15 protein-coding genes are annotated in these 26,157 nt (G+C 66.1%); 6 read left to right on the top strand and 9 right to left on the bottom strand.

Annotated features, from left to right (window positions below; translation table 11 throughout):
- Nucleotides 1-12 precede the first annotated feature (12 nt).
- On the top strand, nucleotides 13-1,011 hold the full coding sequence (locus ACUSIJ_RS12225) for a LysR substrate-binding domain-containing protein (RefSeq protein WP_449308668.1): 999 nt from the start codon (nucleotides 13-15) through the stop codon (nucleotides 1,009-1,011).
- Nucleotides 1,012-1,068: 57 nt separating this feature from the next.
- On the opposite strand, the gene ACUSIJ_RS12220 is transcribed toward ACUSIJ_RS12225, so the two are convergent.
- From ACUSIJ_RS12220 to ACUSIJ_RS12210, 3 genes are all read right to left on the bottom strand, one after another.
- Nucleotides 1,069-2,046 (bottom strand): Bug family tripartite tricarboxylate transporter substrate binding protein, encoded by a 978-nt coding sequence (locus tag ACUSIJ_RS12220; protein WP_449308667.1) that lies wholly within the window; start codon nucleotides 2,044-2,046, stop codon nucleotides 1,069-1,071.
- A gap of 21 nt (nucleotides 2,047-2,067) precedes the next feature.
- The gene (locus ACUSIJ_RS12215) at nucleotides 2,068-3,444 is read right to left on the bottom strand and encodes an MmgE/PrpD family protein (RefSeq protein WP_449308666.1); all 1,377 of its coding nucleotides are present in this window, start codon (nucleotides 3,442-3,444) and stop codon (nucleotides 2,068-2,070) included.
- 436 nt (nucleotides 3,445-3,880) lie between these two features.
- Nucleotides 3,881-4,354: a nucleoside deaminase gene (locus tag ACUSIJ_RS12210; protein WP_449308665.1), complete on the bottom strand. Its 474-nt coding sequence runs from the start codon at nucleotides 4,352-4,354 to the stop codon at nucleotides 3,881-3,883.
- A gap of 469 nt (nucleotides 4,355-4,823) precedes the next feature.
- Here ACUSIJ_RS12210 and ACUSIJ_RS12205 point away from each other — a divergent pair, with 469 nt between their 5' ends.
- Nucleotides 4,824-5,753: a dihydrodipicolinate synthase family protein gene (locus tag ACUSIJ_RS12205; protein WP_449308664.1), complete on the top strand. Its 930-nt coding sequence runs from the start codon at nucleotides 4,824-4,826 to the stop codon at nucleotides 5,751-5,753.
- Nucleotides 5,754-5,909: 156 nt separating this feature from the next.
- Nucleotides 5,910-6,857, top strand: coding sequence for a LysR family transcriptional regulator (locus tag ACUSIJ_RS12200; protein WP_449308663.1), 948 nt, complete (start codon nucleotides 5,910-5,912; stop codon nucleotides 6,855-6,857).
- A 67-nt stretch (nucleotides 6,858-6,924) separates the two neighbouring features.
- Here ACUSIJ_RS12200 and ACUSIJ_RS12195 read toward each other — a convergent pair whose 3' ends face one another.
- Together ACUSIJ_RS12195 and ACUSIJ_RS12190 are read right to left on the bottom strand one after the other, a co-directional pair.
- The gene (locus ACUSIJ_RS12195) at nucleotides 6,925-13,347 is read right to left on the bottom strand and encodes an autotransporter outer membrane beta-barrel domain-containing protein (RefSeq protein WP_449308662.1); all 6,423 of its coding nucleotides are present in this window, start codon (nucleotides 13,345-13,347) and stop codon (nucleotides 6,925-6,927) included.
- A gap of 593 nt (nucleotides 13,348-13,940) precedes the next feature.
- The gene (locus ACUSIJ_RS12190; RefSeq protein WP_449308661.1) at nucleotides 13,941-15,530 is read right to left on the bottom strand and encodes a bifunctional aminoglycoside phosphotransferase/ATP-binding protein; all 1,590 of its coding nucleotides are present in this window, start codon (nucleotides 15,528-15,530) and stop codon (nucleotides 13,941-13,943) included.
- A gap of 332 nt (nucleotides 15,531-15,862) precedes the next feature.
- On the opposite strand from ACUSIJ_RS12190, the gene ACUSIJ_RS12185 reads away from it, so the two are divergent.
- On the top strand, nucleotides 15,863-17,047 hold the full coding sequence (locus tag ACUSIJ_RS12185; RefSeq protein ID WP_449308660.1) for a PA0069 family radical SAM protein: 1,185 nt from the start codon (nucleotides 15,863-15,865) through the stop codon (nucleotides 17,045-17,047).
- Between the two features lie 92 nt (nucleotides 17,048-17,139).
- Here the strand turns inward: ACUSIJ_RS12185 and ACUSIJ_RS12180 are convergent, their stop codons facing one another.
- Nucleotides 17,140-18,903 (bottom strand): lysine--tRNA ligase, encoded by a 1,764-nt coding sequence (locus ACUSIJ_RS12180; protein WP_449308659.1) that lies wholly within the window; start codon nucleotides 18,901-18,903, stop codon nucleotides 17,140-17,142.
- Between the two features lie 228 nt (nucleotides 18,904-19,131).
- On the opposite strand from ACUSIJ_RS12180, the gene ACUSIJ_RS12175 reads away from it, so the two are divergent.
- Nucleotides 19,132-21,027 (top strand): aminopeptidase P family protein, encoded by a 1,896-nt coding sequence (locus ACUSIJ_RS12175; RefSeq protein ID WP_449308658.1) that lies wholly within the window; start codon nucleotides 19,132-19,134, stop codon nucleotides 21,025-21,027.
- A 147-nt stretch (nucleotides 21,028-21,174) separates the two neighbouring features.
- Nucleotides 21,175-21,846, top strand: a complete 672-nt coding sequence (locus ACUSIJ_RS12170; RefSeq protein WP_449308657.1) for a carbonic anhydrase — start codon at nucleotides 21,175-21,177, stop codon at nucleotides 21,844-21,846.
- Here ACUSIJ_RS12170 and ACUSIJ_RS12165 read toward each other — a convergent pair.
- The 3 genes from ACUSIJ_RS12165 to glcF form a co-directional block, all read right to left on the bottom strand.
- Nucleotides 21,843-22,718 (bottom strand): 4-(cytidine 5'-diphospho)-2-C-methyl-D-erythritol kinase, encoded by an 876-nt coding sequence (locus ACUSIJ_RS12165; protein WP_449308656.1) that lies wholly within the window; start codon nucleotides 22,716-22,718, stop codon nucleotides 21,843-21,845. The two genes, ACUSIJ_RS12170 and ACUSIJ_RS12165, sit on opposite strands and share 4 nt — an antisense overlap.
- A gap of 37 nt (nucleotides 22,719-22,755) precedes the next feature.
- The gene (locus ACUSIJ_RS12160) at nucleotides 22,756-24,597 is read right to left on the bottom strand and encodes a tetratricopeptide repeat protein (protein WP_449308655.1); all 1,842 of its coding nucleotides are present in this window, start codon (nucleotides 24,595-24,597) and stop codon (nucleotides 22,756-22,758) included.
- A gap of 189 nt (nucleotides 24,598-24,786) precedes the next feature.
- Nucleotides 24,787-26,157 carry a glycolate oxidase subunit GlcF gene (gene glcF, locus ACUSIJ_RS12155; RefSeq protein WP_449308654.1) on the bottom strand — a complete coding sequence of 457 codons (1,371 nt, stop codon included), beginning with the start codon at nucleotides 26,155-26,157 and terminating at the stop codon, nucleotides 24,787-24,789.

Raw genomic sequence — 26,157 nt, 5'->3', positions numbered from 1 at the left:
TAAGCGGGCCATATGAAGCTCCAGCATCTTCAATATCTGTGCGAGATCGTCGATAGCGGACTGAACATATCAAATGCCTCCGACGCTCTTAACAAGACGCAGCCGGGTGTCAGCCGATATATGAAGCAGTTCGAGGATGAGCTCGGCGTCAGGATATTCAACAGAAGCGGGAAAAGACTGCTCAACCTGACCAAGGCGGGCGAAGAAATATTGCCGATAGCCAGAAAGATAATTAACGATGCTGGAATTATAAGAAGCATAAGCGATGAATACAGTGCGCGCGACGAGGGAACCCTCATCATCGCTACAACGCATACGCAGGCGCGCTATGTGCTGCCGCCTACGGTGCTGTCCTTCGTGGAACGTTATCCCAAGGTCAGGCTGAGCCTGAAACAGGGGAACCCGACAGAGGTCGCTTCCTGGATCATGTCGGGCGCGGCGGACCTTTCGATCGCAGCCCGTCCTCTGGGCCCGATCGGCCCATTGTTCTTGCTACCCTCTTACGATCTGACCCGCATCATTCTGGCGGGACCGGACCACGAGCTTCTGAAGGGCGGCGCGCCGACGCTGGAGAGTCTGTCGCGCTTCCCCATGATCACCTATGACGACGCCTTCACCGGACGCGTCCAGATCCACGACACCTTTCGCAAGGCTGGGCTGGAGCCCCGGATCATTGTCAGCGCGACCGACTCGGACGTCATGAAGGCCTATGTGAAGATCGGTCTGGGCATCGCGATCGTCGGCGATATCGTTTACGATGAAAAGACGGACACGGATATTCACGCGATCGACGTCTCGCATCTGTTCAAGCCGAACACGATCTATATCGGGCTGAACCGCGAGTCTTACGTACGCAGCTATACCTACGATTTCATCAGCATGTTCGACTCGCGCTGGACCGCATCGAGGGTTCGCCGCGCGCTGGAAAAGGCCCGCTCGTCGCAAACGGTCGCTTCTGATGAAATTTCCCCGATCCCGGCTCTGTCGATGCAGTCGCGATCGGGACGATGAACCACCCGGCGGAGCCGAAGCCGCGACACGGCCGGCTTAGGCTCCGCCGGGTCATCATCACTGTGCGGTGATCCCGGCCTGCTTGACGATCCCCTTCCACTTCTCGATCTCCGTCGTGACGTAGGCGGCAAAGTCATCCGGCGATGTGCCGCGCGCTTCCAGTCCCTGCGAAGCGAGTTTCCGTTGCACCTCGGGATCTTTCGCAGCCGCCACCACGTCCTCGGCGATCTTGTGGAAAATGGGCTGCGGCGTCGCTGCGGGCGCGAACAATCCATACCAGGACTGCATTTCATAGCCCTCGACGCCGGCCTGCTGCATGGTCGGAACATCGGGCAATTGTTCTGACGGTTCGAGTGTCGTAACCGCAAGCGCCCGCAGCTTGCCTGCCTGAATCTGCGGCAGCGCCTGGGGTAAACCCGCAAATGCCATATCGACGCGCCCGGCAATCAGATCGGGTATCCCGGCTGCTCCCTGGTAAGGGATATGCCTGATGTCGACCTGGGCCAGGCTCTTGAACAGCTCGGCCGCGAAATGAAGCGAGCTGCCGATACCCGCAGATGCGTAGGTCAGTTCGCCCGGCCGCTCCTTGGCCAGTTTCACCAGCTCCTCCACGGAATTGGCCTTCACGTTGGGATTGACGACCAGCACATAGGGAGCGGCGCTGACGAGGGAGACCGGAACGAAGTCTTTCGTAACATCGAAAGGCAGATCGGTTTCCAGCGCCGGGCGCAGGGTGAAGCTTGCCGAGTCAAAAAGAAGGGTTTTGCCGTCCGGCCTGGCCTTCGCAACCAGCTCCGCAGCAATTGCGCCGCCTGCGCCCGCACGGTTGTCGACGACGGTGGCCTTGCCCCATTGCTTGCCGAGCGCCTCGGCGGTGATCCGGGCGACGGTATCCGTGCCACCGCCCGGCGAGAAACCTACGATAAAATCGACGGGCCCGTCCGGATAATTGACCGTCTCCTGTGCATTGGCGGCAGCGGATAAGACGCATATCCCCACCAATGCAGCGATCAGATGATCCTTTGCAGCCTTCATTGCGTTGTCCTCCCGTGGCGATTATTGTTTTGCGATTGCCAGTTCCCTGATCAGTTCCCTGACGTTTGGTGTTTTCTCGATCGACAGGATGAGATCCCGGATGCGGACAGCCGTTTGCCTGTCCACGGCCAATTCCGCATTCTGGAAGAACTTGTCCTCTACATCCTCGGCACTGACCGGCCGTTCCCGGGCCCCGCGATTGACCTCTTCCCGATGGGAGAGAACGCGTCCGTCCTTCAGATTGACGATCACCTCCCCGGAAAAATGCCGGGGGTAATTGGTGTTGTGGTCGACGCGATAGGTGACCTTCGCAGCGAGATCGAGAAGCGCTGCGTCATCGAAGAGCTGGAGTTCCGCAAGCCCCATCCGCTTGTGCACGAGCGCGCAGGCGATCACGAATGGCAGGCTGAACTGCGCCGCATAGGCGGATTCCGGCCGCAGCCGTCTTTCCACGGGCTCGCAGACGATGGCCACCGCGTGCGGCGGGATCACAGCCTCGATCCGCTCGACTGCCAGCGGATCGATCGCGTGGTTGCGGGCGAGCGCCAGCGCCGCGTCGATGCAGGCAATGCTGAGCTGGCAGGCCGGGAACGGCTTTATCGCAATGCCCAATGTTTCCCAGACGTCGAAAAAGCCGGCGGTCGCTGCGGACAGGTCATAGGTTCTCCCCTGCGTTCCCAGGTGCGTGGCATAGAGGCCGAACTTTCCCTCGTAGGCCGTACGCGGACCGGTGAAGCCTTCGGCAGCGAGACCGGCAGCCGTAATGCCGCCGACAGCGGCCCATCCGGGATGCAGCCTCTTGCTCCACGATCCGTCGGCACTGTATTCCCGCGATCCTGCCGCCATGCTCAGAACGATGCCCTGGGCCATGGTGGTCTTTTCCGCGTCCAGTCCGAAGAGGCGGCTGGCAGCAATGGCACAGCCGAAGGCCGCAATGACCCCCGTGGGATGGAACCCGACCTGGTTGAGCTCGCCCTTGGCGACTTTGCCAAGCCGGCCGGACACCTCCAGTGCGGCGATATAGGCGGCCAGGAAGTCGCTTCCGGATCGATCGAGGAAACCGGCAAGCCCCATGGCACAGGGGAAGCAGCTTGATGTCGGGTGCACCACGCCTTCGAGATGCGTGTCGTCATAGTCGAGGCCGTGGACCAGAATGCCGTTCATCAGCGCCGCGTCGCGCAGGGCGAGACGAGCGCCGCAGCCGATGACCGGCTCGCTCCCCTCGCCGAAACGGCGCAACCCGGCCAGCGTGGCGTCGGCAAAGGAATATGTGCTGGAGGCCAACGCAATTCCAGCACCATCCAGGATCAGTTCCTTCGCCTTGCTCGTGACCTCGCCGGGAATATCACTGAAGCTTAAATCTATGGAAAACTTGGATAGTATTTCTGAGATCGTCACGGCATATCTCTGCACAGCTCGTAATACTTATTCTGGAGATTATTCCATTCGCATCAACGCCACGTGTCAAATTAAATTATCTCATCCTTATATGCGCAATAATTCTAACGTGGGACATCAATCAGCTATCCCGTCAGGTCGTCATGGCGTTTCCGCGCTGTCGAGCCCGGCCCGCGCTCGCATCCTCTACCATTGGTCATTGTTCACCATCGCCGCCGTGGAGGCGCGGGGTTGCGACGCGGGCGGTACTCACCCGCCCGGACGCGAGGCGCTCCATTCCCCTCCACCTTCGGTGGTCCCGCTGATGTTGCCATCGTCGTTGACATGCCCGGAATAGCGGCTGCCGCCGGAGGCGAGAGCCGCGAAGCCGATCAGCGCCGAAATGCCTTTGTTGACAGCCGACGAACTATAACGCCCTGCCTCGACCTCCAAATCCCTACGCCCGCCCGTCCTGGCTCCGCTTCCAGTCGGCGTAGAGGTTCGGGTGCGATTCCAGCCGGACCGGCACATAGCGGATCTTCATGGACTGTTCGGCGAAGGGCCGGGCCAGTTCCGCATAGATCGCCGCCGTCGACAGTCCGAACGGGGCGCCGTCGTCGAGGGAGTGGGCATAGGCGACCTCGCCGACGCCGGAGAGCCGCATCGCTGCCATGCACATCGGGCACGGATGGCCGCTGGCATAGACCGCGCAGCCTTCGAGCCCGGGTGAGCCGAGCTTGCGGCTGGCGGCGCGGATGGCCGTCATCTCCGCATGCGCGGTGGGATCGCTGGTGAGGTAGACCTCGTTGACCCCGGTCGCGATGACCGCGCCGTCCTTGACGACGACCGCGCCGAAGGGGCGGCCGCCTTTCCCGATATTCGCATACGCCAGTTCGATGGCCTCGCGCAGGAAACGCTCCTCGTCCGTCATGATCGTCTCCGTTCTCTTCATTGCGCGCATGCTGGCGCCGTTCGCCGCCGTCGCCCAGGATAGTCGCCTTGAGAGGGGCGGTCCAGCCGGGCGAGCGGACGGCGATATATAGTCGATTTAGCGATCACCTTATGGAAACACTTCATTTGACACCCCATCCGGCGCTTCCTACTATCGTGACATAAGAACGAGGCAGAAACGCCTGACGGGAGGTATCGGAATTTCTCATCAACATGTTGATATGACGGGATTTCCGGGGTTCCTGTCCGGGGGGCATGATCCCGGCGGGTAAGCCGCGCCGCTCTTCGGGAAATGCCCGTGCACGAAAAGACCGGCCGGGACGAGGATGCGGCGGCAAGCATTCCGATCCGTCGACCGTGGACGGCATCCGCCGCGTTCGAACGTCCGGACGCAATCACACACGCCCTGCCCGGTTTCGCCATGGGCGCCACCAGTTGAGGATCGTTGCATGACAACCGCCAGACCCGCCCGCTATCGCGGCATCTTCCCCGTCGTTCCCACCACCTTCAATGAAGACGGCTCGCTCGATCTCGAGAGCCAGCGCCGCAGCGTCGATTTCATGATCGACGCGGGTTCGGACGGCCTTTGCATTCTGGCGAACTTTTCCGAGCAGTTCCTGCTTTCCGACGACGAGCGCGGCATTCTGACCCGCGCCATCCTCGAACACGTCGCCGGACGGGTGCCGGTGATCGTGACGACCTCCCACTTCAGCACGCATGTTTGCGCCGAGCGCAGCGCCGAGGCCGAGACACTCGGAGCGGCGATGGTGATGGTGCTGCCGCCCTATCACGGCGCGACGCTGCGCGCCACCGAGGACAGGATCTTCGAGTTCTACGCCCGTCTGTCGGATCGCATCGGGATACCGATCATGATCCAGGACGCGCCCATCAGCGGCACCCAGTTGCCGGCGGCGTTCCTGGCGCGCATGGCAAGGGAGATCGAGCAGGTCTCCTACTTCAAGATCGAGACGCCCGGAACCGCCGCGAAGCTTCGCGAGCTGATCCGGCTCGGCGGCGATGCCGTGGAGGGGCCATGGGACGGCGAAGAGGCCATCACCCTGCTGCCCGACCTCGACGCGGGGGCCACCGGGGCGATGACGGGCGGCGCCTATCCGGACGGATTGCGCCCCATCATCGAGGCGCATCGCGACGGGCGGCGGGACGAAGCCTATGCGCTCTATGAGCGGTGGCTGCCGCTCATCAACTATGAGAACCGTCAGGCGGGGCTGCTGGCCTGCAAGGCGTTGATGAAGGAAGGCGGCGTGATCGCCTGCGAGGCGCCGCGTCATCCCATCGCGCCGATGCACCCGGCCACGCGCGCGGGACTGCTTGACGTTGCCCGGCGCCTCGATCCGCTCGCGCTCCGCTGGGGCCGGTAACGCCCGGGGCTGATGCGCTGACGCCCCCGGGCACTTTCCGGGGAACAACCCGTGCGGCAATCAGATAGATAAAGGAGACAGAGCGATCGCGATTCAGCGATAAGGTCACCCGGCCTCCGGCATCCGGAGGCGGTTGTCGATGACGGACACGAAGCCATGATTGCATCCGCCGCCAGGATATTCGGCCGTCTGCGCATGCGGCAGCTGGGTCTGCTGATCGCGCTCGACCAGCATCGCTCGCTGCGCCGCGCCGCCGCCGACCTGTCGATGACCCAGTCGGCGGCGAGCAAGGCGCTGGCCGAGATCGAGGCCGTCATCGGCACGCCGCTGTTCGAGAGGTCGCGAACCGGCATCGTTCCCAATGAGATGGGACAATGCGTCATCCGCTATGCGTGGCTGCTGCGGGCGGATGTCGAATCCATGTGCGACGAGATGGGCAACATCCAGCGCGGCCGCAGCGGCCGGCTGTCCGTCGGCACCATCATGGGGGCGGTGCCGCGCGTCCTCACCCAGGCCGTTCTCGAATTGCGGCGCGCCGCGCCCGAAATCGCGATCCACATCGCGGAGGACACCAGCGCGAAGCTGCTGGAAGCGCTCGATCAGGGGCATCTCGATGTCGCCATCGGGCGGGTGCTGGTCAGCCCCAATCCAGCGCTCTACCGTTATGAGCCGCTTTGGGAGGAACCCCTGCGCCTCGCCGTGGGCGCCGGGCATGCCCTGGCGCGCAGAAAGCGCGTCCACCTGCAGGATCTGGAGCCATACGGCTGGATCGTCTATCCGAGCCTCATGCCGCTGCGCGTGCTGCTCGAGCGGGCCATTGCCGACGCGGGCATGATCATGCCGTCCAACCTGATCGAGACTTCCTCGACCTTCGCGACCGTCTCGCTTCTGAGCCAGGACCCCGGCCTCGTCGCGCTTCTGCCCGCCGATGTCTGCGCCTTCTTCGCCCCGGAGAAGCTGCTCCACGTGCTGCCGTTGACGCTCACCGCGGGCAATCCGCCGTTCGGGATCGTGACGCGCGCCGGCGGACCGCCGACGGCGATCGCGCGGCAATTCGTCGATATGCTCAGGAAGCACGCCCGCCCGCCGCTGGCACCCGTCTGACGGCGCAGGCCGTCGCGTATGGCCCGCGCCGCGCCGGATATCGGCCTCCGGCGGGCGCAGGCCGCGATCAGAAATGGATCGCGGCGCGCAGGCTGGCCTTCTGGTTGAGGAAGTCCTTGCCGATCTGGGCCTTGTACTCGCCCCGCACCTCGAAGCTGTCCTTGGACAGGAACTGCACGCCCGCGCCGACGTCGAAGACGTAGCGGGGCAGATGGCTGGTCGACTCGAACGCGATCCCCTCCTCCACCCCATCGACGAAGCGGACTTTCGTGCTGAGGCCGTGGTCCTTGAAGTAGGTCCCGCCGACGCTGACGTAAGGCCGCAGCCAGCCGCCCGATTCCAGGTTCTTGCGGACGCCGAGCTCGACGGCGGGGCTCACCGCGAAGGTCCATTCGCGCATCGGGTCGACCCGCCTCGCCGGCCCGGAGCCGGAGGCGATGTAGCCCGGCATGTAGGCGTGGATGGCGTCGACGTCGACATAGGGGCGCACATACCATTCGTCGAAGGCGAATTCGTAGGCCGCCCGGCCGCGGAGGCCGAAGGTCCAGGTTTTCGTATCGATTTTCGACGACCACCACTCGTCGCCGACCATGAACGACTGCGTGAAGTCGCTGCCGTGATAGCCGGCATGCACGGCGCCAGCGAAGTACCATGCGCCGATCTGGTGCTTGAGCGCGATGGAGACGTCCGCCCCCTTGCCGTCCGCCCGGGTGCCGCGATCGCGCGATTGCAGCCAGTCGGTGTTGTAGGCCGCGGTCGCCCCCAGGAACCAGTCCGGCGCGATCTCCCACTGCCCGCCGACGCGATAGCTCAGCGCATCGTTGCGGTAGCCGTTGTTGTCCCTGGACTCGAAGCGCATGGTGCGCGATCCGGTCACGCTGCCCCACACGCACTGGCTTTCGTTGATGATGGTGCCCGTATCGGCGAACACCGGGCAGCTCAGGGCGTGGGACAGCGAGCCGCGCGCGTTCAGCGCCTGAAGCACCGCGGGATGCTGCTTCTCCTCGGGAGAGATCCTGTCCACGATCTCGAGGTAGTCGGCGGCCGAGCCGGCCTTGGCGAGCGATGCGAAAATCCGCGTCTCCGGGCTCGACTGGGCGTCCCATGCGCGCTGCAGGGCCTGCAGCAGGGCCATTTCGCTGGTCGTCACCGGACCCGACACCGCGCCGACGAAATCGGCCGTCGGCTCGATCCAGACCGTCGTGTTGTCGCTCGTGTGGCCCCAGGAAACCGGCGATCCCTCGGTGTTGACGACCCGGACCGCATTCTGGTTGCTGATGGTATCGCCCGAGATCACGAAGATCCGCCCCTTGTTCAGATTCTGTCCGATCCGGGGCTGAATGACGACGTCGCGTATCTCGACGCGACCGCCGGACACATTGTCGGCAAAAACCTTGTACTCTCTCGCCGGACGGTCGATATCGACCAGCATGACGCCGCCGAGCTCGATTTTCGCGCCCTTGTTGATGGTCAGCCGGCCGATCGCCCCCTCGCCGGCGATGTCGAGCGTGCCCTCGTTGCGGAAAATGCCGTTCTCGCCCAGATTGATCTCCTCGTTGAGCCCCACGCCGCCATTGTAGAATATCCATTCGGATTGGCCCCGGCTTTCGTAGACACCCTCCCTGTGGTTATGGAAGAGACTGGCAGACGGATTCCCGCTGAACCTGATCCCCCCCACCAGTTTGCCGTGGTTGTCGATCGTATACTTCCCGGTGGAGCCGATGATCGCCATGTTCGACTGGGCGCTCACGTGGGATCCGGGCAACAGCCTGATGGTCGTTTCCGTGCCGCCGTCGACGCGGATCGCCGCACCTTCGCCCGAGCCGCCCTCGATCCGGCCGGCGTGAACGATCCGGTTGTAGCCCCCGGTGATGCGGGCCAGATCGATCGATCCATCGACCTTCTGGACACCGCTCTGGGCGAAGATGCCGTAGGAATCGCGCCCCGAGGCGACGATATCGCCCCTCGTGTCGATGTTGACCACGCCGCCGAAACCGCGCATCGACGCATCCCGGCTCGCGGCGCTGCTGTTGTACGGCACGTTGCCGCCGTTGACGTCGAAGCCATAGCCGCCGCCGCCGCCGATCGACTGGGCGAAGATGCCGTGCGCGCGTTCGCCGGTCGTGGCGATGTCGATCCTGGCGTCGGGCCCACTCATTCCGATGTTGATGGTGCTGCCGTTGCCGGTCGCGCCGTCGTGATGCGTCATCCAGTATCCGCCGCTGAATCCGGGGGCGATGAAACCCGGTATGCTGTTCCAGCTTTGCCACTCCCGCGGCGTGGCCAACTGGAACGCGCCCGCGCCGGTGCCGGTATAGCCGCCGCCGCCGCCGATCGATTGCGCGAGGACACCGATCGCACCGTCGCCGCTGGTCCTGATGCTCGCGGACTTGTCGAAGACGATGTCGACATGGCCGCCGTTGCCGCTGGTGCCACCGGTGCCGCCGAGCACCGTCTTGAAGGATGCAGACCCCAGCGCGGTAGTATCGGCGCTGAAACCGCCGCCGCCGCCGATCGACTGGGCGAGAATGCCGATCGCGCCCAGGCCCGACGTCTCGATGGCTCCCGCATGGACGACCTTCACGGAGCCGCCGTCGCCGCCGTTCTTGCCGGCAGCGTCGTTGCTGCGCGCCCGGCCGCCGATATTGGCGGAAATGCTGATCGGCGGGATGACCGTGCCGATTTCGGGGCCGGCCTTTCCGCCATGCGACCCGTCGTCGCCGATCGTGCCCAGATCGAGTTCCTTGAGGAGTTCGTTAGCCTCCCTGAGCGCCTCGAGCGCCTCCTGGGAGTCGGCGAGGGCGTCGGCGGACACGAGCGACCCGCGATCGATGAAGAACGCGCCGCCGCCGCCGCCGATCGACTGGGCCGCGATCGCGTGCGCTTCCTTGCCGGATGTCCTGATGGTGCCGGCGTTGGTTATTTCCACTCTGCCGCCGCTGGCGAACACCTCGTTCTTGCCGCCGACGTTGAAGGTAGCCGAGACCGCCGTGACCGCGTCCGCATTCACCGCCGCGCCGCCGAGACCGCCGCCGCCGCCGATGGACTGGGCGAGGATGCCGAACGAACCGCGGCCGAGCGTCTCGATGACGCCGTCGTTGGTCACGTTCACCGTTCCGCCGACGCCGCCCTGCGAGCCGTTGCCGCCGATCGAGACGTCGACATTGTACCAGTTGGCGCCCGAGGTGACCGCGCCGCCGCCGCTACCGCCGCCGCCGCCGATGGACTGGGCGAAGATGCCGTAGGAAATCGCGCCGTGGGTCTGGATGCCGCCCCGGTTATCGATCGTGACGGGGCCGCCGTCGCCGCCCTTGCCGCCGGTGCCGCCGATACTCACGTTGACGGCGACGGTCGCCTTGGTGTTGTCGATCTTGCCCGTCAATGCCGTCAGTCCGTCCTTGAGCTTGTCGCTCAGCTCCTTAATGACGTAGCTCAGCGCGCCGCTTTTCGCCGATTCGTAGACGGCCTTGCCGATGGTCTCGCCCACCGGAATTTCGGGGATGAGCGGCTTGCCTTCCTTCGCGTTGATGATGTTCTGTTCCCGGATTTTTTCGTTCTGCTTGATGGAATCCTTCACGGAGGCCCAGCCCGCCTTGACGATGGAGAAGACGGTCTTCGCCGACTTCAGCTTCTCCTGCGCGGAGCTCTTCTTGTCGAAGAACGAGGCTTCCTCGCGCGCGAGAGCCGGGTTGCCGAACTGGTCGACGATGCGCTTGTTGATCTTGAACAGATCGTCGGTCAACTGGAAGACCGCGTCGGTCGCCTTCACCGCGTTCTTGAGCGAGGGCGCCGCCTTGGTGCTTCCGGCCAGGGCGCCGCCGTCGCCGCCGCCGCCGCCCACGCTCTGGGCGAAGATCGCCGCCGATCCGTCGCCGAAGGTTGCGATGACGGCATCGTCGGCATTGCCGACATTCACCGCTCCGCCGGCACCGCCCTCACCGCCGCTGCCGCCGATGTTGAGGCTGCCCGTCCGCTCGCTCGACCCCATGCTCAGATAGCCGCCGCCCGTGCCGCCGCCGCCGCCGATGGACTGGGCGATGATGGCCTTGGACTGGTCGTTGCGGGTGACGATGCTGCCGTAGTTGTCGACGATGACCTGGCCGCCGCTGCCGCCCTTGCCGCCCGAGCCGCCGATGGCGACCTTCGCCGTCCACGCATCGGCTATCGGCATACCGTCCTCCACGATGGTGGAGAGGTAGCTCATATTCGATACGCCCTTGCTGGCGGAGGCCGTGCCCACGCCGCCGTCGCCGCCGCCGCCGCCGATGCTGGCGGCGAGGATGCCGGTGGCGAATTTCCCCTGCGTCTCGATGGCGTTGGCGTTGAGGACGTTGACGAGATCGGCGTTGCCGCCGCCGTCGCTCGACCCGCCGATGGACACGCCGAAGGCGAAATTCCGCGTGAAGCCGATCACGTCCGAAACCGCCGAGGCGGAACCCGCGTTGCCGCCGCCGCCGCCGATGCTGGTGGCGAAGACGCCGTAGGCCTTCTCGCCGATCGTGGTGATCCGCGACAGGTTCGCCACCGACACGGTGCCGCCCGCCCCGCCCTCGCCGCCCGAGCCGCCGACCGCCCAGGTGAGGCTCAGCGACGGATAGGGCGGCGGAGCCACCCCGATGGCGTAGGCGCTCGCGTTGCCGGCCTTGCCGCCGCCGCCGCCCACACTTCTGGCCTCGATGCCGTGGGCCTCCTTGCCCGCTGTCTCGATGACCGACGTGTTGTCGACGTAGACGCTGCCGCCGTCGCCACCCTTGCCGCCGGCGCCGCCGACAGCGATCGAGATGGCGGCGATGACGCCCGTCGATACGGCTTTCGCGTCGCCGCCGGCACCGCCGCCGCCGCCGACGCTCTGCGCCAGGATGGCGCTCGCCAGATTGCCGGTGGTCTTGATGAACGGAGCGTCGGCGTCTTCGGGGATGTCCGACGGATTGACCTTGACCACGCCGCCATGGCCACCTCCGCCGCCGTCGCCGCCGGTGGCGCTGCCGAGCAGAATGCTGAAGGCCGTCGAGGACCGGCCGCCGCTGCCGCCGCCGCCGCCGACGCTCTGCGCCAGAATGCCGAAGGCGGATTCGCCGCCGGTCTCGATCGTGCCGTCGTTGGTCACGGAAACGATGCCGCCGTCGCCGCCGGCGCCGCCCCGTCCGCCGGTGCCCGCGCCGAAGAACGCCGCGTAGCCGCCGCCGGCCGTGCCGCCGCCGGTCGACGATCCGGGCGTGAGGCTCGCGCGCTGGAAGGCGTTCAGCGCCCCGCCGCCGCCGAGACTCTGCGCCGAAAGGCCGACGGATCCCTTGCCGTGGGTGGTGATCAGGCCGCTGTTGATCACGTCCACCGTGCCGCCGTTGCCGGCATTGCCGCCGTCACCGCCCTGCACGCCGCCGAACCCCGAGGCGCCGCTGCCGCCGCCGCCGCCGATCGAGAAGGCAGCGATGCCGAACGAGTAATCCTGCATCGTTTCGATCGTGCCCGCCTGCAGCGCCTTGACCTCGCCGCCGTGCCCCGCATGTCCGCCACTTCCGCCGCCGGCGCTGGTGCTGGTGTTGCCATGGCTCACGGACTTCATCTGGCGTCCGCCGCGGCCGCCGACCGATTGCAGCAGCACGCCGGTGGACACGTTGCCGTCCGTCATGATGTGGCCGTGGTTCTCGAACGTGACCGTGCCGCCATTGCCGGCCCCCGGCAGCAGGCTGCGGATCGTCGCGCCGTCGATACCCGCGCCGCCGATCGATTCGGCGATGACGGCCGGCGCATAGCCGCGCTTCGTGGGGTCCCTTTCCGCGGTATCCTCCTGCGTGGAGATGGTCACCTGCGCGCCTACCACGACCGAGACCGTATTGCCGTTCACGCCGGGATACTTGCCGACGTTCACGGCCGGCACGCCGCCCTCGATCGGGGTGCCGGTGTAGTTGCGTCCGGTCTGCCCCGCTTCCGACTTCGCCCATATGCCGGCAAAGTGGTTGCCCACCACCCTCATATCGGCCTGCATGTCGAGCGTGACCGTGCCGGCGGCGCCGCCCCTGCCGGACTCGATGCGGTCCTGCGAGTGGCTGATGCCGCCGTAGCCGCCGATCGAGTAGATGCTCAGGAGCGCCTTGTCGGACGCCTGGCTGCCGAAGCCGGCGAGTTCGCCCGTTTGCTCCAGATAGACGTTTCCGCCGTTTCCGCCGTCCGTACCCGGCAGGGAATAGAACGTGCTGCCGCTGATGCCGCCCGCCGTGTAGCCATCGCCGATCTGGCCGTTGCCGCCGACGGAGCCGACCTCGACCGCCGTCGTCTTCGCCGGCGTAGTCAGGTTCGAGACCGGGTTGGACAGCTCGACATCCGGGGCATGTTCGCCTGCAGTGGGGAAGATGGCTTCCCTTCCGCCGCCCGGCCTGGACTGCCAGTACCACGCCGCCCCGTTCTTGCCGTGGCTGATTTCCCTGACCGTGTTGTCATCGGCCATGGCTTCGCCGCCGCATGCGGCCGCCCCGACGATCAGGGCGATCATGCTGACACGACTCAGAATAGTGCTGTCTTTCCGGCGACGAACAACGAACGCTTCAGATCCCGTAATCACCCCGCACCCTCCCAAAGCACCACTGCCGCCTCGGACCTGGACAGAAAGCCCGACGATCCAGCGGACACGACTTACCACTCCCCGGAAGTATATCCCTAAGGTTGTATGTTGCGGATGCATATCACAAAAAATCGAGATTCTGAACCTATAAAGCGAAATTATAATTCGCATTTGAAAGGGATAATAATATAAATATATTGCAATAAATTCAATATATATTTATATGTACAAAATATAAAACTTCATAAAAACATGATATGATTATTTGTAAATAAAATTTTGTTCTAAATTGCTATGTATATTGAATATATTTTTTCTAAGTTTCGTGTATCTCAATATTATCTATCTTTTAGTCTGTCGATAAGTGCCGAACGATGCAGCGAGCATATGAGAGTTTCCAGGAAACCTCGGGATTGATAATAGTCGAGGGATTTTGAGCTTGCGGAACTCGGCGCGGCAGCCATGTCAACGCTCCCCGTTGTCGATGGGGAGCGCGAGCGAGGCCCGTTGAGACCGGGTATTGCTCAGTCGAGGCCGAGCGCTTCGCGGGCTCTGGCCGTGACGTCGCCGGGCGCGCCATCCGTCGACAGCCGCCGCCACCGGATGTCGCCTAGGGCGTAGCGCGCCTGCCCTCTCACCACGCCGGCGTCCGCATCCGACGCATCGCCGACCCGCTCCGTCACGCGCGCCTCGAGGACGCCGAGGGGGGCTTCCAGCCAGAGGCCGGCAAAATCCGCGCCCGTCTCGCGGGCGATCGCCTCGAGTGTGTCGCGCTCGGCTTCCCTGGCGTGCACCGCGTCGACGATGACGCTCTGCCGGGCGCGCAGCGCTTCCCGTGCCAGCTGGCGCAGCTTCGCGTAGACGGCCTCCGTCACGTCCGGACCGTAGGCTTCCGGCGGCAGCCGGACGGTTTCGCCGACGCCTGAAAGGTTCTTGCGCACGATATCGCTGCGCAGATGCACGGCTCCCGCGCTGCCGGGCACGTGGGGTGCGAGATGGCGCGCCAGCGTGCTCTTGCCCGTGCCCGACAGTCCGCCGACGGCGATCAGCCGCGGCGGCGGCGGCGCGATGAAGCGTTCGGCGAGTTCGACATACCCGCGCGCTTCCTCCATCGCCTGCGCCAGCTGCTCGCCCTCGAAGTACTGCAGGCCGGCGACGTCGACCATGGCGCGCACGCCCGCGCGCACGCTCAGCAGCAGCGGCAGGGCCGCGAGGCCGGCGATATCGGCGTCGCAATCCCGCGCCCACAGGTAACGGTTGAGGACGCCGTTGGCGATGGCCTGCAGATCCCGCGCCCACAAATCCATCAGCAGGAACGCCAGATCGTACAGCAGATCGATGCTGGCGATGCTCTCGTCGAACTCGATGGCGTCGAACAGCACGGGCGCGCCGTCGATCAGCACGATGTTGCGCAGGTGCATGTCGCCGTGGCAGCGGCGCACGAAGCCGGCGCGAGCGCGGCCGGTCAGCAGCGCGCGCAGCCGCTCGTGCGCCGCGAGGCTCGCCGCCTTCAGCGCCAGCACCCGGTCGACGGAAACGATCTCCGGCCGTTGCGCGATGCCTTCCGCGTTGCGCCTCACATAGCCGGCAAGCGCGGCCACCGACGCCTGCGGATCGGCGACGGGCGGCGCGACGGCGTGGGCACGCACCGCCATTTCCGCCAGCCGGGCGGTCATATCCTCGGGCAGCGCCCCGCGTTCCGCGAGACGGTCGAGCGTCGCCTCCTCGTCGAAGCGCTTCATGTGCACGGCCCATTCCAGGACCCTGCCGGGCGCGACGTCGCCCTCGCCCTGCCCGTCCGTCCCGAGCGCGAGCCCCTGGGCGCCGTGGATGATCGGCACGACGCCGAGGTAGAGATCGGGCGCGTTGACCCGGTTGACGGCGATTTCCGCCTCGCAGACCTTGTGCCGCTTTTCCAGCGTCGACAGGTCCATGAACGGATAACGCACGGCCCGCTTGACCTTGTAGACGTCCCGCCCGGCCAGAAACACCACCGCGCCGTGCGTGTCGATGCGCTTGACGGAGACGTCGTGTCCGTAAGTGTCGGGACGCGCGAGAAAGGCGAATACCGCTTCCTGTCCGCCGGCGGCAGAGCCGGCCCCTTGCCCGTTCATCGCGTCCACTCCTGCCGGATGCCCCGATATCGCTCCGCCTGACGATAACATGCCAGCATGACACGCAAGTCTACCCGAACCGGACCGCGGGAGCGCTTTCCGATCAGACGGAATCGTCTGATCGATCAGAACTCGCTCAACTCAAAGAATCGCAGAGTGTTTTCCGATTTCGTGAGATCGGAGGACGCTCTAAGCGACGACGCGCTCCGGCCCGGCGCCGAGGCAGGCGTGAGAGGGCGCGCATTCTTCACGGACGTCATTTACAATGTTTCTTTTATGTTCTATATAAGATCGTTATCCGTTCCTGATTTTGCGGCAGATCATGGCAGATTATGCGTGAGACTTCCAACAATCCACCTTCTCAAAATCCGTCTTCCCAAAGTGTGCCTTCCCGGAAGACGGCGCGGACTGCGGACGCCGCCGACGCTCAGGGACCGCCCGCGCCGCCAGCGATCGATCCGCGGCGGCGGCGCGGGCGCGGGGCCGTGTCCAACCCCGCGGGACGGTTCGAGGCGACGCAAAGCGAGGCGATGGACGACGGCTGGGGGGAGCCGGACGAACTGCCGCCGATCAGGACCGAGGTGCTGCTCGACAAGGCGCGCAGCGTCATCACGCGCAACGCCTCCCCCGATATCCCCTTCGACCGCTCGCTCAATCCCTATCGTGGCTGCGAGCATGGCTGCGTCTACTGTTTCGCGCGTCCGACCCATGCCTATCTCGGGCTCTCCCCCGGGCTCGATTTCGAAACGCGGCTGTTCGCCAAGCCCGATGCCGCCGTCCTGCTCGAAAAGGAGTTGAAGCGGCCCGGATATACGCCGCGCACGCTCGCCATGGGCACCAACACCGATCCCTACCAGCCGATCGAGCGCCAATACCGGATCATGCGTTCCGTGCTGGAGGTGCTGGCGCGCCTGCAGCATCCGGTCAGCATCGTGACGAAATCGGCGCTCATTGCCCGCGACATCGACATCCTCGCGCCGATGGCGGAACGCGGGCTCGTCTGCGTCGGCATCTCGGTGACGACCCTCGATTCGCGTCTGGCGCGCACCATGGAGCCGCGCGCCGCCGCTCCCCACAAGCGGCTGGAGACGATCCGCAGGCTGAGCGAGGCCGGCGTCCCGGTCTCGCTGATGGTCGCGCCGATCATCCCCGCCATCAACGACAGCGAGATCGAGGCCATTCTGGAGGCGGGCCACGCGGCGGGCGCGCGCGAGGCCGGTTACGTGATCCTGCGCCTGCCGCTCGAGGTGCGCGATCTCGTGGTGGAATGGCTGATGGAGCACTATCCGGGCAAGGCGCGCCATGTGCTGTCGCTGCTGCGCGAGATGCGCGGCGGCAAGGATTACGACGCCCGCTGGCACGAGCGCATGACGGGCACCGGCCCCTACGCGGCGATGATCGCGCACCGCTTCACGCTGGCGCTGAAGCGCCTCGGCTACCTCAAACGCCAGCCGCGGCTGCGCACCGATCTCTTTCGGGGTGTGCCGCCGCCGGCCGAACAGTTGAGCCTGTTCTGATGACGTCATGCCATCGGCCCCGGTCTTCGGCCAATGCCGCGCGGGCTTCGCTCAGGCACCGCGCGGGCTTGGCCGATGGCCGTAAGCCGGGCTCACCGGCCATTGGCTTTGCCGCGCCCCACCAGAAACGCCTCCAGAAACGCCTCATGGGCGCGCTTGAGCTCCCCCGACAGGCCGGCCTCGATCAGCGCCCGCGTCTCCGCGACGCCATAGAGTGCGATGAAGGAGCCGAAGCGGGGTCCCCGCTCCTCGCCGAACAGGATGCGATAGAGGGTCGCGAACCACGTCTGCGACACACCGGGGCGGCCGTCCGGGCTCTTCGTCCTGCCGCTCGTGTCGGGAAAATGCGTGCGGCCGATTTCGTAGACGACGTTCTGCAGTTCCTCGGCGTCGCTCGAGCCCTCGTGGAGGCCAAGCTCGCGGGCGAGGTCGGCGAGCGCCGCCCGCTCCGCTTCCGTCGGCTCGGCATAGGTCTTGGCCGGTTTGACGAAATCGCGAAAATAGTTGATCGCGTAGCCCACCAGATGGTCGAGGCGTGGGTGCGTCTGCGGCGATGCGCCCGGCGCGTAGCGCTGGATGAAGCCCCACAGCACCGCCTTGTCCTCGGAATTCGCGACGGCTGCGAGGTTGAGCAGCATGGCGAAGCTCAACTGCGTGCCGCTGCCGTTGCCGAGCGGAGCGGCGATCGTCTCCGGCGCGGGCGGATCGCCCGCATGGATGTGCCACACGGGATTGCCGAGCCGGTGCTTCCATTCCTGCCGGCCGTAGTTGCCGAGGAAGGCGAGATAGTCGTCGACGTGGCGCGGGATGACGTCGAAGTAGAGCCGCTTCGCCTCGCGCGGCTTGTTGTACATGAACAGCGCGAGGCTTTCCGGCGTGCCGTAGGTCAGCCATTCGTCGATGCTGAGGCCGTTGCCCTTCGACTTCGAGATCTTGGTGCCGTGCTCGTCGAGGAACAGCTCGTAGTTGAAGCCCTCCGGCGGTTCCGCGCCGAGAATACGCGCGATCTGGCCCGACAGCTTGACCGAGTCGATGAGGTCCTTGCCCGCCATCTCGTAGTCGACGCCGAGCGCCACCCAGCGCATGGCCCAGTCAGGCTTCCATTGCAGCTTGACGTTGCCGCCGGTGACCGGGGTCTCGTAGCGCTCGCCCGTGTCGGGATCCCGCCAGACGATGGTCCCGGCATCCGCGCGCACCTCGTCGACGGGCACCTGCATGACGATGCCGGTCTTCGGGTGGATGGGCAGGAACGGCGAATAGCTCTGCGCCCGCTCGGCCCGCAGGCTCGGCAGCATCACCTGCATGACGGCGTCGTAGTCGCGCAGCATGCGCAGGAGGGTGGCGTCGAAGACGCCGCTCCTGTAGGCCTGCGTCGCGGAGCGGAACTCGTAGTCGAAGCCGAAGGCGTCCAGAAACGTCTGCAGGCGGGCGTTGTTGTGCGCGCCGAAGCTCTCGTGCGTGCCGAAGGGGTCGGGCACCTGCGTGAGCGGCCGGCCGAGGTGGCGCGCGACGAGTTCCTTGTTCGGGATGTTGTCGGGCACCTTGCGCAGCCCGTCGAGATCGTCGGAAAAGGCGATGAGCCTTGTCGGAATGCGATCTTGCGTGAGCACGCGGAACGCATGCCGCACCATCGAGGTGCGCGCCACTTCGCCGAACGTGCCGATGTGCGGCAGGCCGGAGGGGCCGTAGCCCGTCTCGAACAGCACTTGCGTATTGCCGACCGGTGCGCCATCCGCGTCGATGCGCTGCTGCCGCTCGAGCCGCACCACCAGTTTTCGCGCTTCCTCGAACGGCCAGGCGGCCGAGGTCCGGGCGGCCTCGACGAGCGCGGGATCAAGTTCGAGCGGGGCAATCATGGGACATCTCTTTCGGCAGGAAGCGCCCGCGTCGATTCCGGCGGGGCGCACGTCAATGGTTGCAATCATGCTGACAGGGCGCCGACACTAAGAACTGTGGGCTTCGGCGTCAACGCATGTGCTGTTAAAGTCGGCAGCGATTTCGTCCGCCCGGGGTGCCCGTCCGGAGCGTATCGGGTTACGCTCACCTTGACATCAGGAAAACGAATCGCCGCGGGAAGCCGTTTCATGAGCAGCCTCTTCCAGTCTTTTGACGAACCCGCTTCCGCCACGGCGTCAGCGTCCGCCGCGCGGCTCGCCGCGTTGCGGGAGATCCTTGCCAGGCACGGGCTCGCGGGGTTCATCGTGCCGCGCGCCGACGAGCATCAGGGCGAATACGTCCCTCCCGGCGCGGAGCGGCTGGCGTGGCTGACGGGCTTCACCGGTTCCGCCGGCACGGCCGTCGTGCTCGAGAGCGAAGCCGCGATCGTCGTCGACGGGCGGTACACCATCCAGGTGCGCGAGCAGATCGACCAGGCCGTGTTCTCGCCCGTGGCGCTGTCCGAGACGACACCCGAAAAGTGGCTGACGCAGCATCTGCCACGGGGCGTTTCCTTCGGCTACGACCCGTGGCTGCATACGGATGCGCAGGTCAAGCGTCTCGAAAAGGCGATGGCGGAAGCCGAAGGCACGCTCGTCGCGGTAACCACCAATCCTGTCGACGCCCTGTGGCGCGACCGCCCCGCCGCACCGCAGGCGCCGATCCGCTCGCACCCGCTGTCGGTCGCGGGGGAGACGGCAGCCAGCAAGCTGGCGCGCCTGCGCGAGGAACTCGACCGGGCGAAGGTCGACGGGCTGATCGTGAGCGATCCGCACAATATCGCCTGGCTCTTCAACATCCGGGGCAGCGACGTTCCCCATACGCCCATCGCGCTCGGTTACGCGCTCGTGCCCGCGCACGGGCGGCCGACGCTGTTTTTCGACGCCGGCAGGTTCGACGCCGTGGCGCTCCGGGCCGTTGCGGAGGTCGCGGACGTGACGGAGGGTGAGCACGGGCCGAACGAAACAGCTTCCGTCACGGCGGCCGGCCGGCGCGAGGCGCTCGGCAGGGCCATCGCCGACCTCAACGAGAAGTCGGACAGGACGATCAGGCTTCGAATCGATCAGGACACGGGTGCGTTCGCCCTGCAGCAGATCGTGACCCTGGCGGAGGCGACGTTCGATGTCGGCCTCGACCCGATCACACGCCTCAAGGCCGTCAAGAACCGGCGCGAGATCGAGGGCGCGCGCGCGGCGCACCGGCGCGACGGCGCGGCGGTGTCGCGCTTCCTCGCGTGGCTGGCGCGGGAGGCGCCCCGCGGCGGCCTGACGGAGATCGCCGTGGTCGAGGCGCTCGAGGAGTTTCGCCGCGATACCGGCCTGCTGGCCGATATCTCCTTCCCCACCATCGCCGGCGCCAACGAGAACGCCGCGCTGCCGCACTACCGCGTCACGCGCGCCAGCGACCGGCAGGTGACGCCCGGCATTCTGCTGGTCGACTCGGGTGCGCAATACATCGACGGCACCACCGACATCACCCGCACCATCGCGGTCGGTCCGCCCACGGCCGAGGCGCGCGACCGCTTCACCCGTGTCCTGAAAGGGCATATCGCCGTGGCGACGGCGGTGTTTCCGGCCGGAACGACGGGCGCGCAGCTCGATCCGTTCGCGCGTCGCGCCCTGTGGGAGGCAGGCGTCGATTTCGACCATGGCACGGGCCACGGCGTCGGCTCATACCTGTCCGTCCACGAGGGACCCCAGCGGATTTCGAAGCTGGGTCATGTGGTGCTCGAACCCGGCATGATCCTGTCGAACGAACCGGGTTACTACCGCGAAGGGCATTACGGCATCCGTACCGAGAATCTGCTGGTGGTGGAAGAGCGCAGGGTGCCGGGAGCGGAGCGCCCGACGCTCGGCTTCGAAACGCTGACGCTCGCGCCCATCGACCGGTCGTTGATCGACGCCGCGCTGCTCAGCGACGCCGAGACCGCCTGGCTCGACGCTTACCACGCCCGCGTCCGCGACGTAATCTCTCCCCTCGTCGACGCTGAGACGCGCGCCTGGCTGCGCGATGTGACCGCGCCGCTCGGCAGGCGCGCGGCCTGACGGACGCCGCACGGCGCTTTCAGGTCGACTTTTTCCATGGAAACGAATCCATTTTCCGGGCCGTTGCTATAAGCTGGCCCCCATGCATGAAGGCGCCGGCAAGCCATACAGCAGCCCGGATTCCGAAGCTTTCAGAAAAGGATATTCATGTTTCCGAAGAAACTGAAGGAAGGATATCTGTCGTTCATCGGGGGGCGGTTCAGCAGCGAGCGGTCGCGCTACGAGGCGTTGGCGCAAAGTGGGCAGAGCCCTGAGATCATGGTGATCAGTTGCGTCGACTCGCGCGTCTCCCCCGAAGTGATCTTCGACGCCTCGCCGGGTGAACTGCTCGTGGTGCGCAACGTCGCCAATCTGGTGCCGAGCTATGACACCGACCGTCATTCCCAGCACGGCACCAGCGCCGCGCTCGAATTCGGCGTGCAGGCGCTGAAGGTGAAGCACATCGTCGTGCTCGGCCATGCCTCGTGCGGCGGCATCCGCGCCTTCGCCGACGAGAGCAAGCCCTTGAGCACCAGCGATTTCATCGGCAACTGGATGTCGCAGATCGCTCCCGCCGCACAGACGATCGAGGCGCGCAGGAATCAGGACCGCGCCGCCTATCTGCGCCTGCTGGAACTGGCTTCCGTCGAACTCAGCCTGAAGAACCTGTTGACGTTTCCGTTCGTCGCCGCGGCGGTTGCGCGTGGCGACACCTTCCTGCACGGCGCCTATTTCGGCATCGGCAACGGGCAGTTGCTGATACGCGATCCGAGTACGGGAACCTTCGAGCCGGCGGCAGACATGCCGGCCGGGTTCTCGCCCTTCCACTGCTCGGGCTAGCGCAATACAGCCGGCCTCACCCACCAGTCGGGACGGCTGCGGGCGAGAATGCGCGCCGCCCGCGATGCGTCGCAGCGGCCGTCGAACAGTCCGAACACGGTCGCGCCGGACCCGGACATGCGCGCGAGCCCGCAACCCGGAATGCCGCGCAGCATCGCCAGCGCTTCGCTGATGACGGGCGCAAGCCGTGACGCGGGGGCTTCGAGGTCGTTCCTCGCCCGCGCCAGCAGATCGGCCAGCTCCTGCCGGGAGATGCCGCGCGCCACCGATGGGTGCTCCGCCCCGGCGACGCTCTCGCCGTTGCGCAACGCAAGTGCGGCGAAGACTTGCGGGGTCGCCACGGCGACACGCGGGTTGACCAGCACGGCGCAAAGCGCCGGCAGACCGAGCGCCTCGCCGATCCGCTCGCCCGCGCCGGACATGCGCCGCCCGCGCGGCTCCAGGCAGACGGGCACGTCCGAACCCGTGGCGCGCGCGGTCTCATGCAGCACCGGATCGTCGATGGCGATATCATTGGCGCGCGCGAGCAGCCGCAATGCGGCGGCGGCGTCGGAAGAGCCGCCGCCAATGCCGGCCGCGACCGGCAACCGCTTGGTGAGAAAAAAAGCGCCAGTCCTGAGGCCGTCGCGCCGCGCCATCAGGGCGCGCGCCGCCCGCAGCACGAGATTGTCGCCGCCCGCACCGGCCGCCTCTGCTGTCGGGCCGTCGACGGAAAGCGACAGCGTCGGGCCGGGCAGAAGCCGCAGCGCATCGCCGAAACCCGAAAACACCACGAGACTGTCGAGCTCATGATAGCCGTCCAGGCGCCGGCCGAGCACGTGAAGCGTCAGGTTGATCTTCGCCGGAGCGCGCTCCGCAAGAACGATCGTCATCCGTGGCCCATCGAATACGGCGGCCGGCCGGCTACGTTCAGTCGGCGGGCTTCCGGGGCTCGTCAGGCTTGTTCTGCTCCCGGGTCTTGTCGCGGGCGGCGTTCTCCACCTTGATGATCTTGTCCGATTTCTTTTCGACCGCGCGGCTGTCCTTCTTGTCCTCGTCCGGCAACCCGTTCTTGATCTTGTCAAGGATCTTTGGCAGATCCTCGGGCTCCGGGTCGAGGTCGCGGGCATGGTTCCACTGGAACACGGCCTCGATGCGGCGGCCGACCCGCCAGTACGCATCGCCCAGATGATCGTTGATGACCGATTCGGAAGGCTTCAGCTCGATCGCGCGCTCCAATTCCTTCACCGCGTCCTCATAGCGGCCGAGCCGGTAATAGGCCCAGGCCAGACTGTCGGCGATGTAGCCGTCCCGCGGCCGCAGCTCCACGGCGCGCTTGAGCATGGCAAGCGCTTCGTCCACGTTCTCGTTCCGGTCGACCCAGGAATAGCCCAGATAGTTCAGGATATGCGCGCTGTTGCTGCCGATGGAGTCGCCGGCGAGCTCGAGCGCCTTCTTGAGATCGGCCTCCGCCTTGGGCCATTCCTTGGCGCGTTCATAGGCGATGCCACGGAAATAGAACAGTTCCCAATGGCTTGCATCGGGCTCCTTGATCAGGGAAATGGCGTGCGTATAGGTCTCGGCGGCTTCCGCGTACAGCTTGCGGACCCGCTGCACGCTGCCCAGCGCCGACAGCGCGTCGATATTGTCGGGCTCACGCTTCAGGACGCCCTGCAGAAAGGCGATGGCGTCGTCGTAGCGCTCCAGCGCGTTGAGCGAACTGGCAATCTGCACATCGGCGACAACGCGCATCGGCGAATTCACCGGCACCTTATTGAAGGCCGCGACGGCCGATTCGTACTGTCCGAGGCGCCCCAGAATCTCGCCCCGGGCCAAAGAGGCGAAGGCGTGGTTGGGATCGAGGTGGAGCGCCAGATTGAGATAGATCAGCGCGCCGATCTCGTCGCCCTGCCCGTTGCCGAGGGTGCCCAGTCCGTACAGGACTTCGGCGGCGCCCTGCTGGGGCGTCGAAACGAGGGGGGCGAGCCTGCGGCCGGCGGCGAGTTCCGCCAGGGCATGGCGCACCACGGGATGGCGCGGCACCAGCGCGTTGAACTTTTCGTAGACGGCCTTCGCCTCATCGGCCTTTCCCCGCCGCGACAGGATGCGGCCGAAGGCATCGACGACGTGCAAGGCCGTTCCCTCGGCGCTGTGGGCGGCGCGCAAACGCTCCTCCCCCTGGCGGGTGCTGCCGAGATAGGCGGCGATCAGGCCGGCGTGATAATCGCGGAACGCGTTGTAGATGGTCTCGCCGCTGAGATGGTCGACGGTTCCCACGGCTTCGGGGAAATTCTTCGACCCTGCCCAGCTCCAGGCGTTCAGAAGCGTTGCGGTGATATCGCCGGAACGGCCGCCTCCGGCGCGATTGAAGAAACGGCGCGCGGTCGCGTACTGGCCCTTCTTGAGCGCGTCGACGCCCAGCACGAGCTGCGCAAGGCCGTTCTCGCGGTCGGCCCGGGCGATATTGCGGGCAACGGCGCCGGCTTCGGAAAACGAGCCATTGGCGAGAAACGCCAGGAATGCGCGCTCACGCAGCGGGGCGTTGCGCGGATCGTCGCGCAGCACCTCGCGGTAATAGATCGTCGCCGCCTCGGTGTTCCGGGACGCACCGGCGATGTTGGCGGCGAGGAAATTGCCGTCGAGCGATTCGGCCGGCGTGTACTCCGGCAGGATATTGTCGATGACCGACGTGCGCGCGGTGGCATGCGCAATGCCGAGGCTGGTCAAAGCGGACGCGAACACAGCGAGGCGCCCAAGGCGCGCAATAGACATCCAAGCCACCGGCAACTTCCCCGATCGCGAATCCGGCGAAACGCCGATCCGAATACCACGTTTCAGTTTGGCCTTTTCCGCGCCTGCGAGCAAGTCGCTACCCGCGCAACACACGAAAAAGTGGTTCCGCCCGCCTCGATCGTGGTGAGCGTACAGTTAATGGAGTGCGGCGCCGCACAAACGGCCCGTTCAGGCGGAAATCGCCGCGCTTGGGCCGTCCACGGCTGCATCCGCCCCGGCGGCAGCGAGCGCGGACAGGGCGGACGGGCGCGGGCCGCCGTTGGCCCAGTCCAGCAATTCGATCGTATGCAGCACCGGGGTCCCCTCGCCGGCGACCGCCAGTCCCTGCCTGATCTGGGTTATGCAGCCGATGTTGCCGGTCGCGACGATGTCGGCGCGGGTCCTGCCGATATTGGCCACCTTGCGATCGCGCAACTGGGCGGAGAGCTCCGGCTGGAGCATGTTGTACGTGCCCGCCGATCCGCAGCAGATATGGCCTTCCGGCACGTCCCTGACCTTGAATCCGGCGGCCTTGAGCAGGGTCTTGGGTTCCTCGCGGATCTGCTGGCCGTGCTGCATCGAACAGGCCGAGTGATAGGCGACCGTGGCAAGGCCCGCGTTCGGCCAGTCGAGGCTCAGCGCCGGAACATATTCCGTGATGTCGCGGGCGAGCGCCGAGACGCGCGCGGCCGGCTGCGCCCATTCGGGATCGTCGCGGAACATGAAGCCGTAATCCTTGATCGTCGTGCCGCAGCCCGAGGCGGTAATGATGATCGCATCGAGACCTTCGCCGTCGATCTCGCGCGTCCAGGCCGCGATGGCCTGCCGGGCGAGGGCGTGCGACTGCGCCTCGCGGCCCATGTGGTGCACCAGCGCGCCGCAGCAGCCCTCGTCCGCAAGAACGACCTCGATGCCGTTGCGCGCCAGCAGGCGCACGGCGGCGGCGTTGATGCCGGGATCGAGCACCGGCTGCGCGCAGCCACCCAGCAGTGCGACGCGGCCCCGGCGCGCTCCCTCCGCCGGTATCACCCGCCGGCCGTTGGCATCGGCGGCGGGTATCTGCGCGGGGGCGAGCGCGAGCATCGCACCGAGCCTTCCGCCCACCCCGGGAATACCGGCGATCAGCCGCGAGAGGGGCCTCGCCACGGCGGCCGCCCGCAGGGCGAGACGAAACCGCTCGCGGTACGGCAGGACGCGGGCGATCAGCGCCCGCACCAGCCTGTCGGCCCATGGCCGGCGCCACGTCGTCTCGATGTGGGCGCGCGCGTGGTCGACGAGATGCATGTAGTGCACGCCCGACGGGCAGGTCGTCATGCACGACAGGCACGAGAGGCAGCGGTCGATGTGCGTGACCACCGCCTCGGTGGCGGGTTTGCCGCTCTCCAGCATCTCCTTGATCATGTAGATGCGCCCGCGCGGCGAATCCGCCTCGTCGCCAAGCAGCAGGTAGGTCGGGCAGGTCGCGGTGCAGAAGCCGCAGTGCACGCAGGTGCGCAGGATCTTTTCGGACTCCCGCATCTGGGGCGTGTTGAGCTGTTCGGGCCGGAAATTGGTCTGCAT

The organism is Pseudochelatococcus sp. B33 (assembly GCF_053570585.1).
Note: the sequence above shows the minus strand (reverse complement) of the source record. Positions and strands in the feature narration are given on the sequence as shown.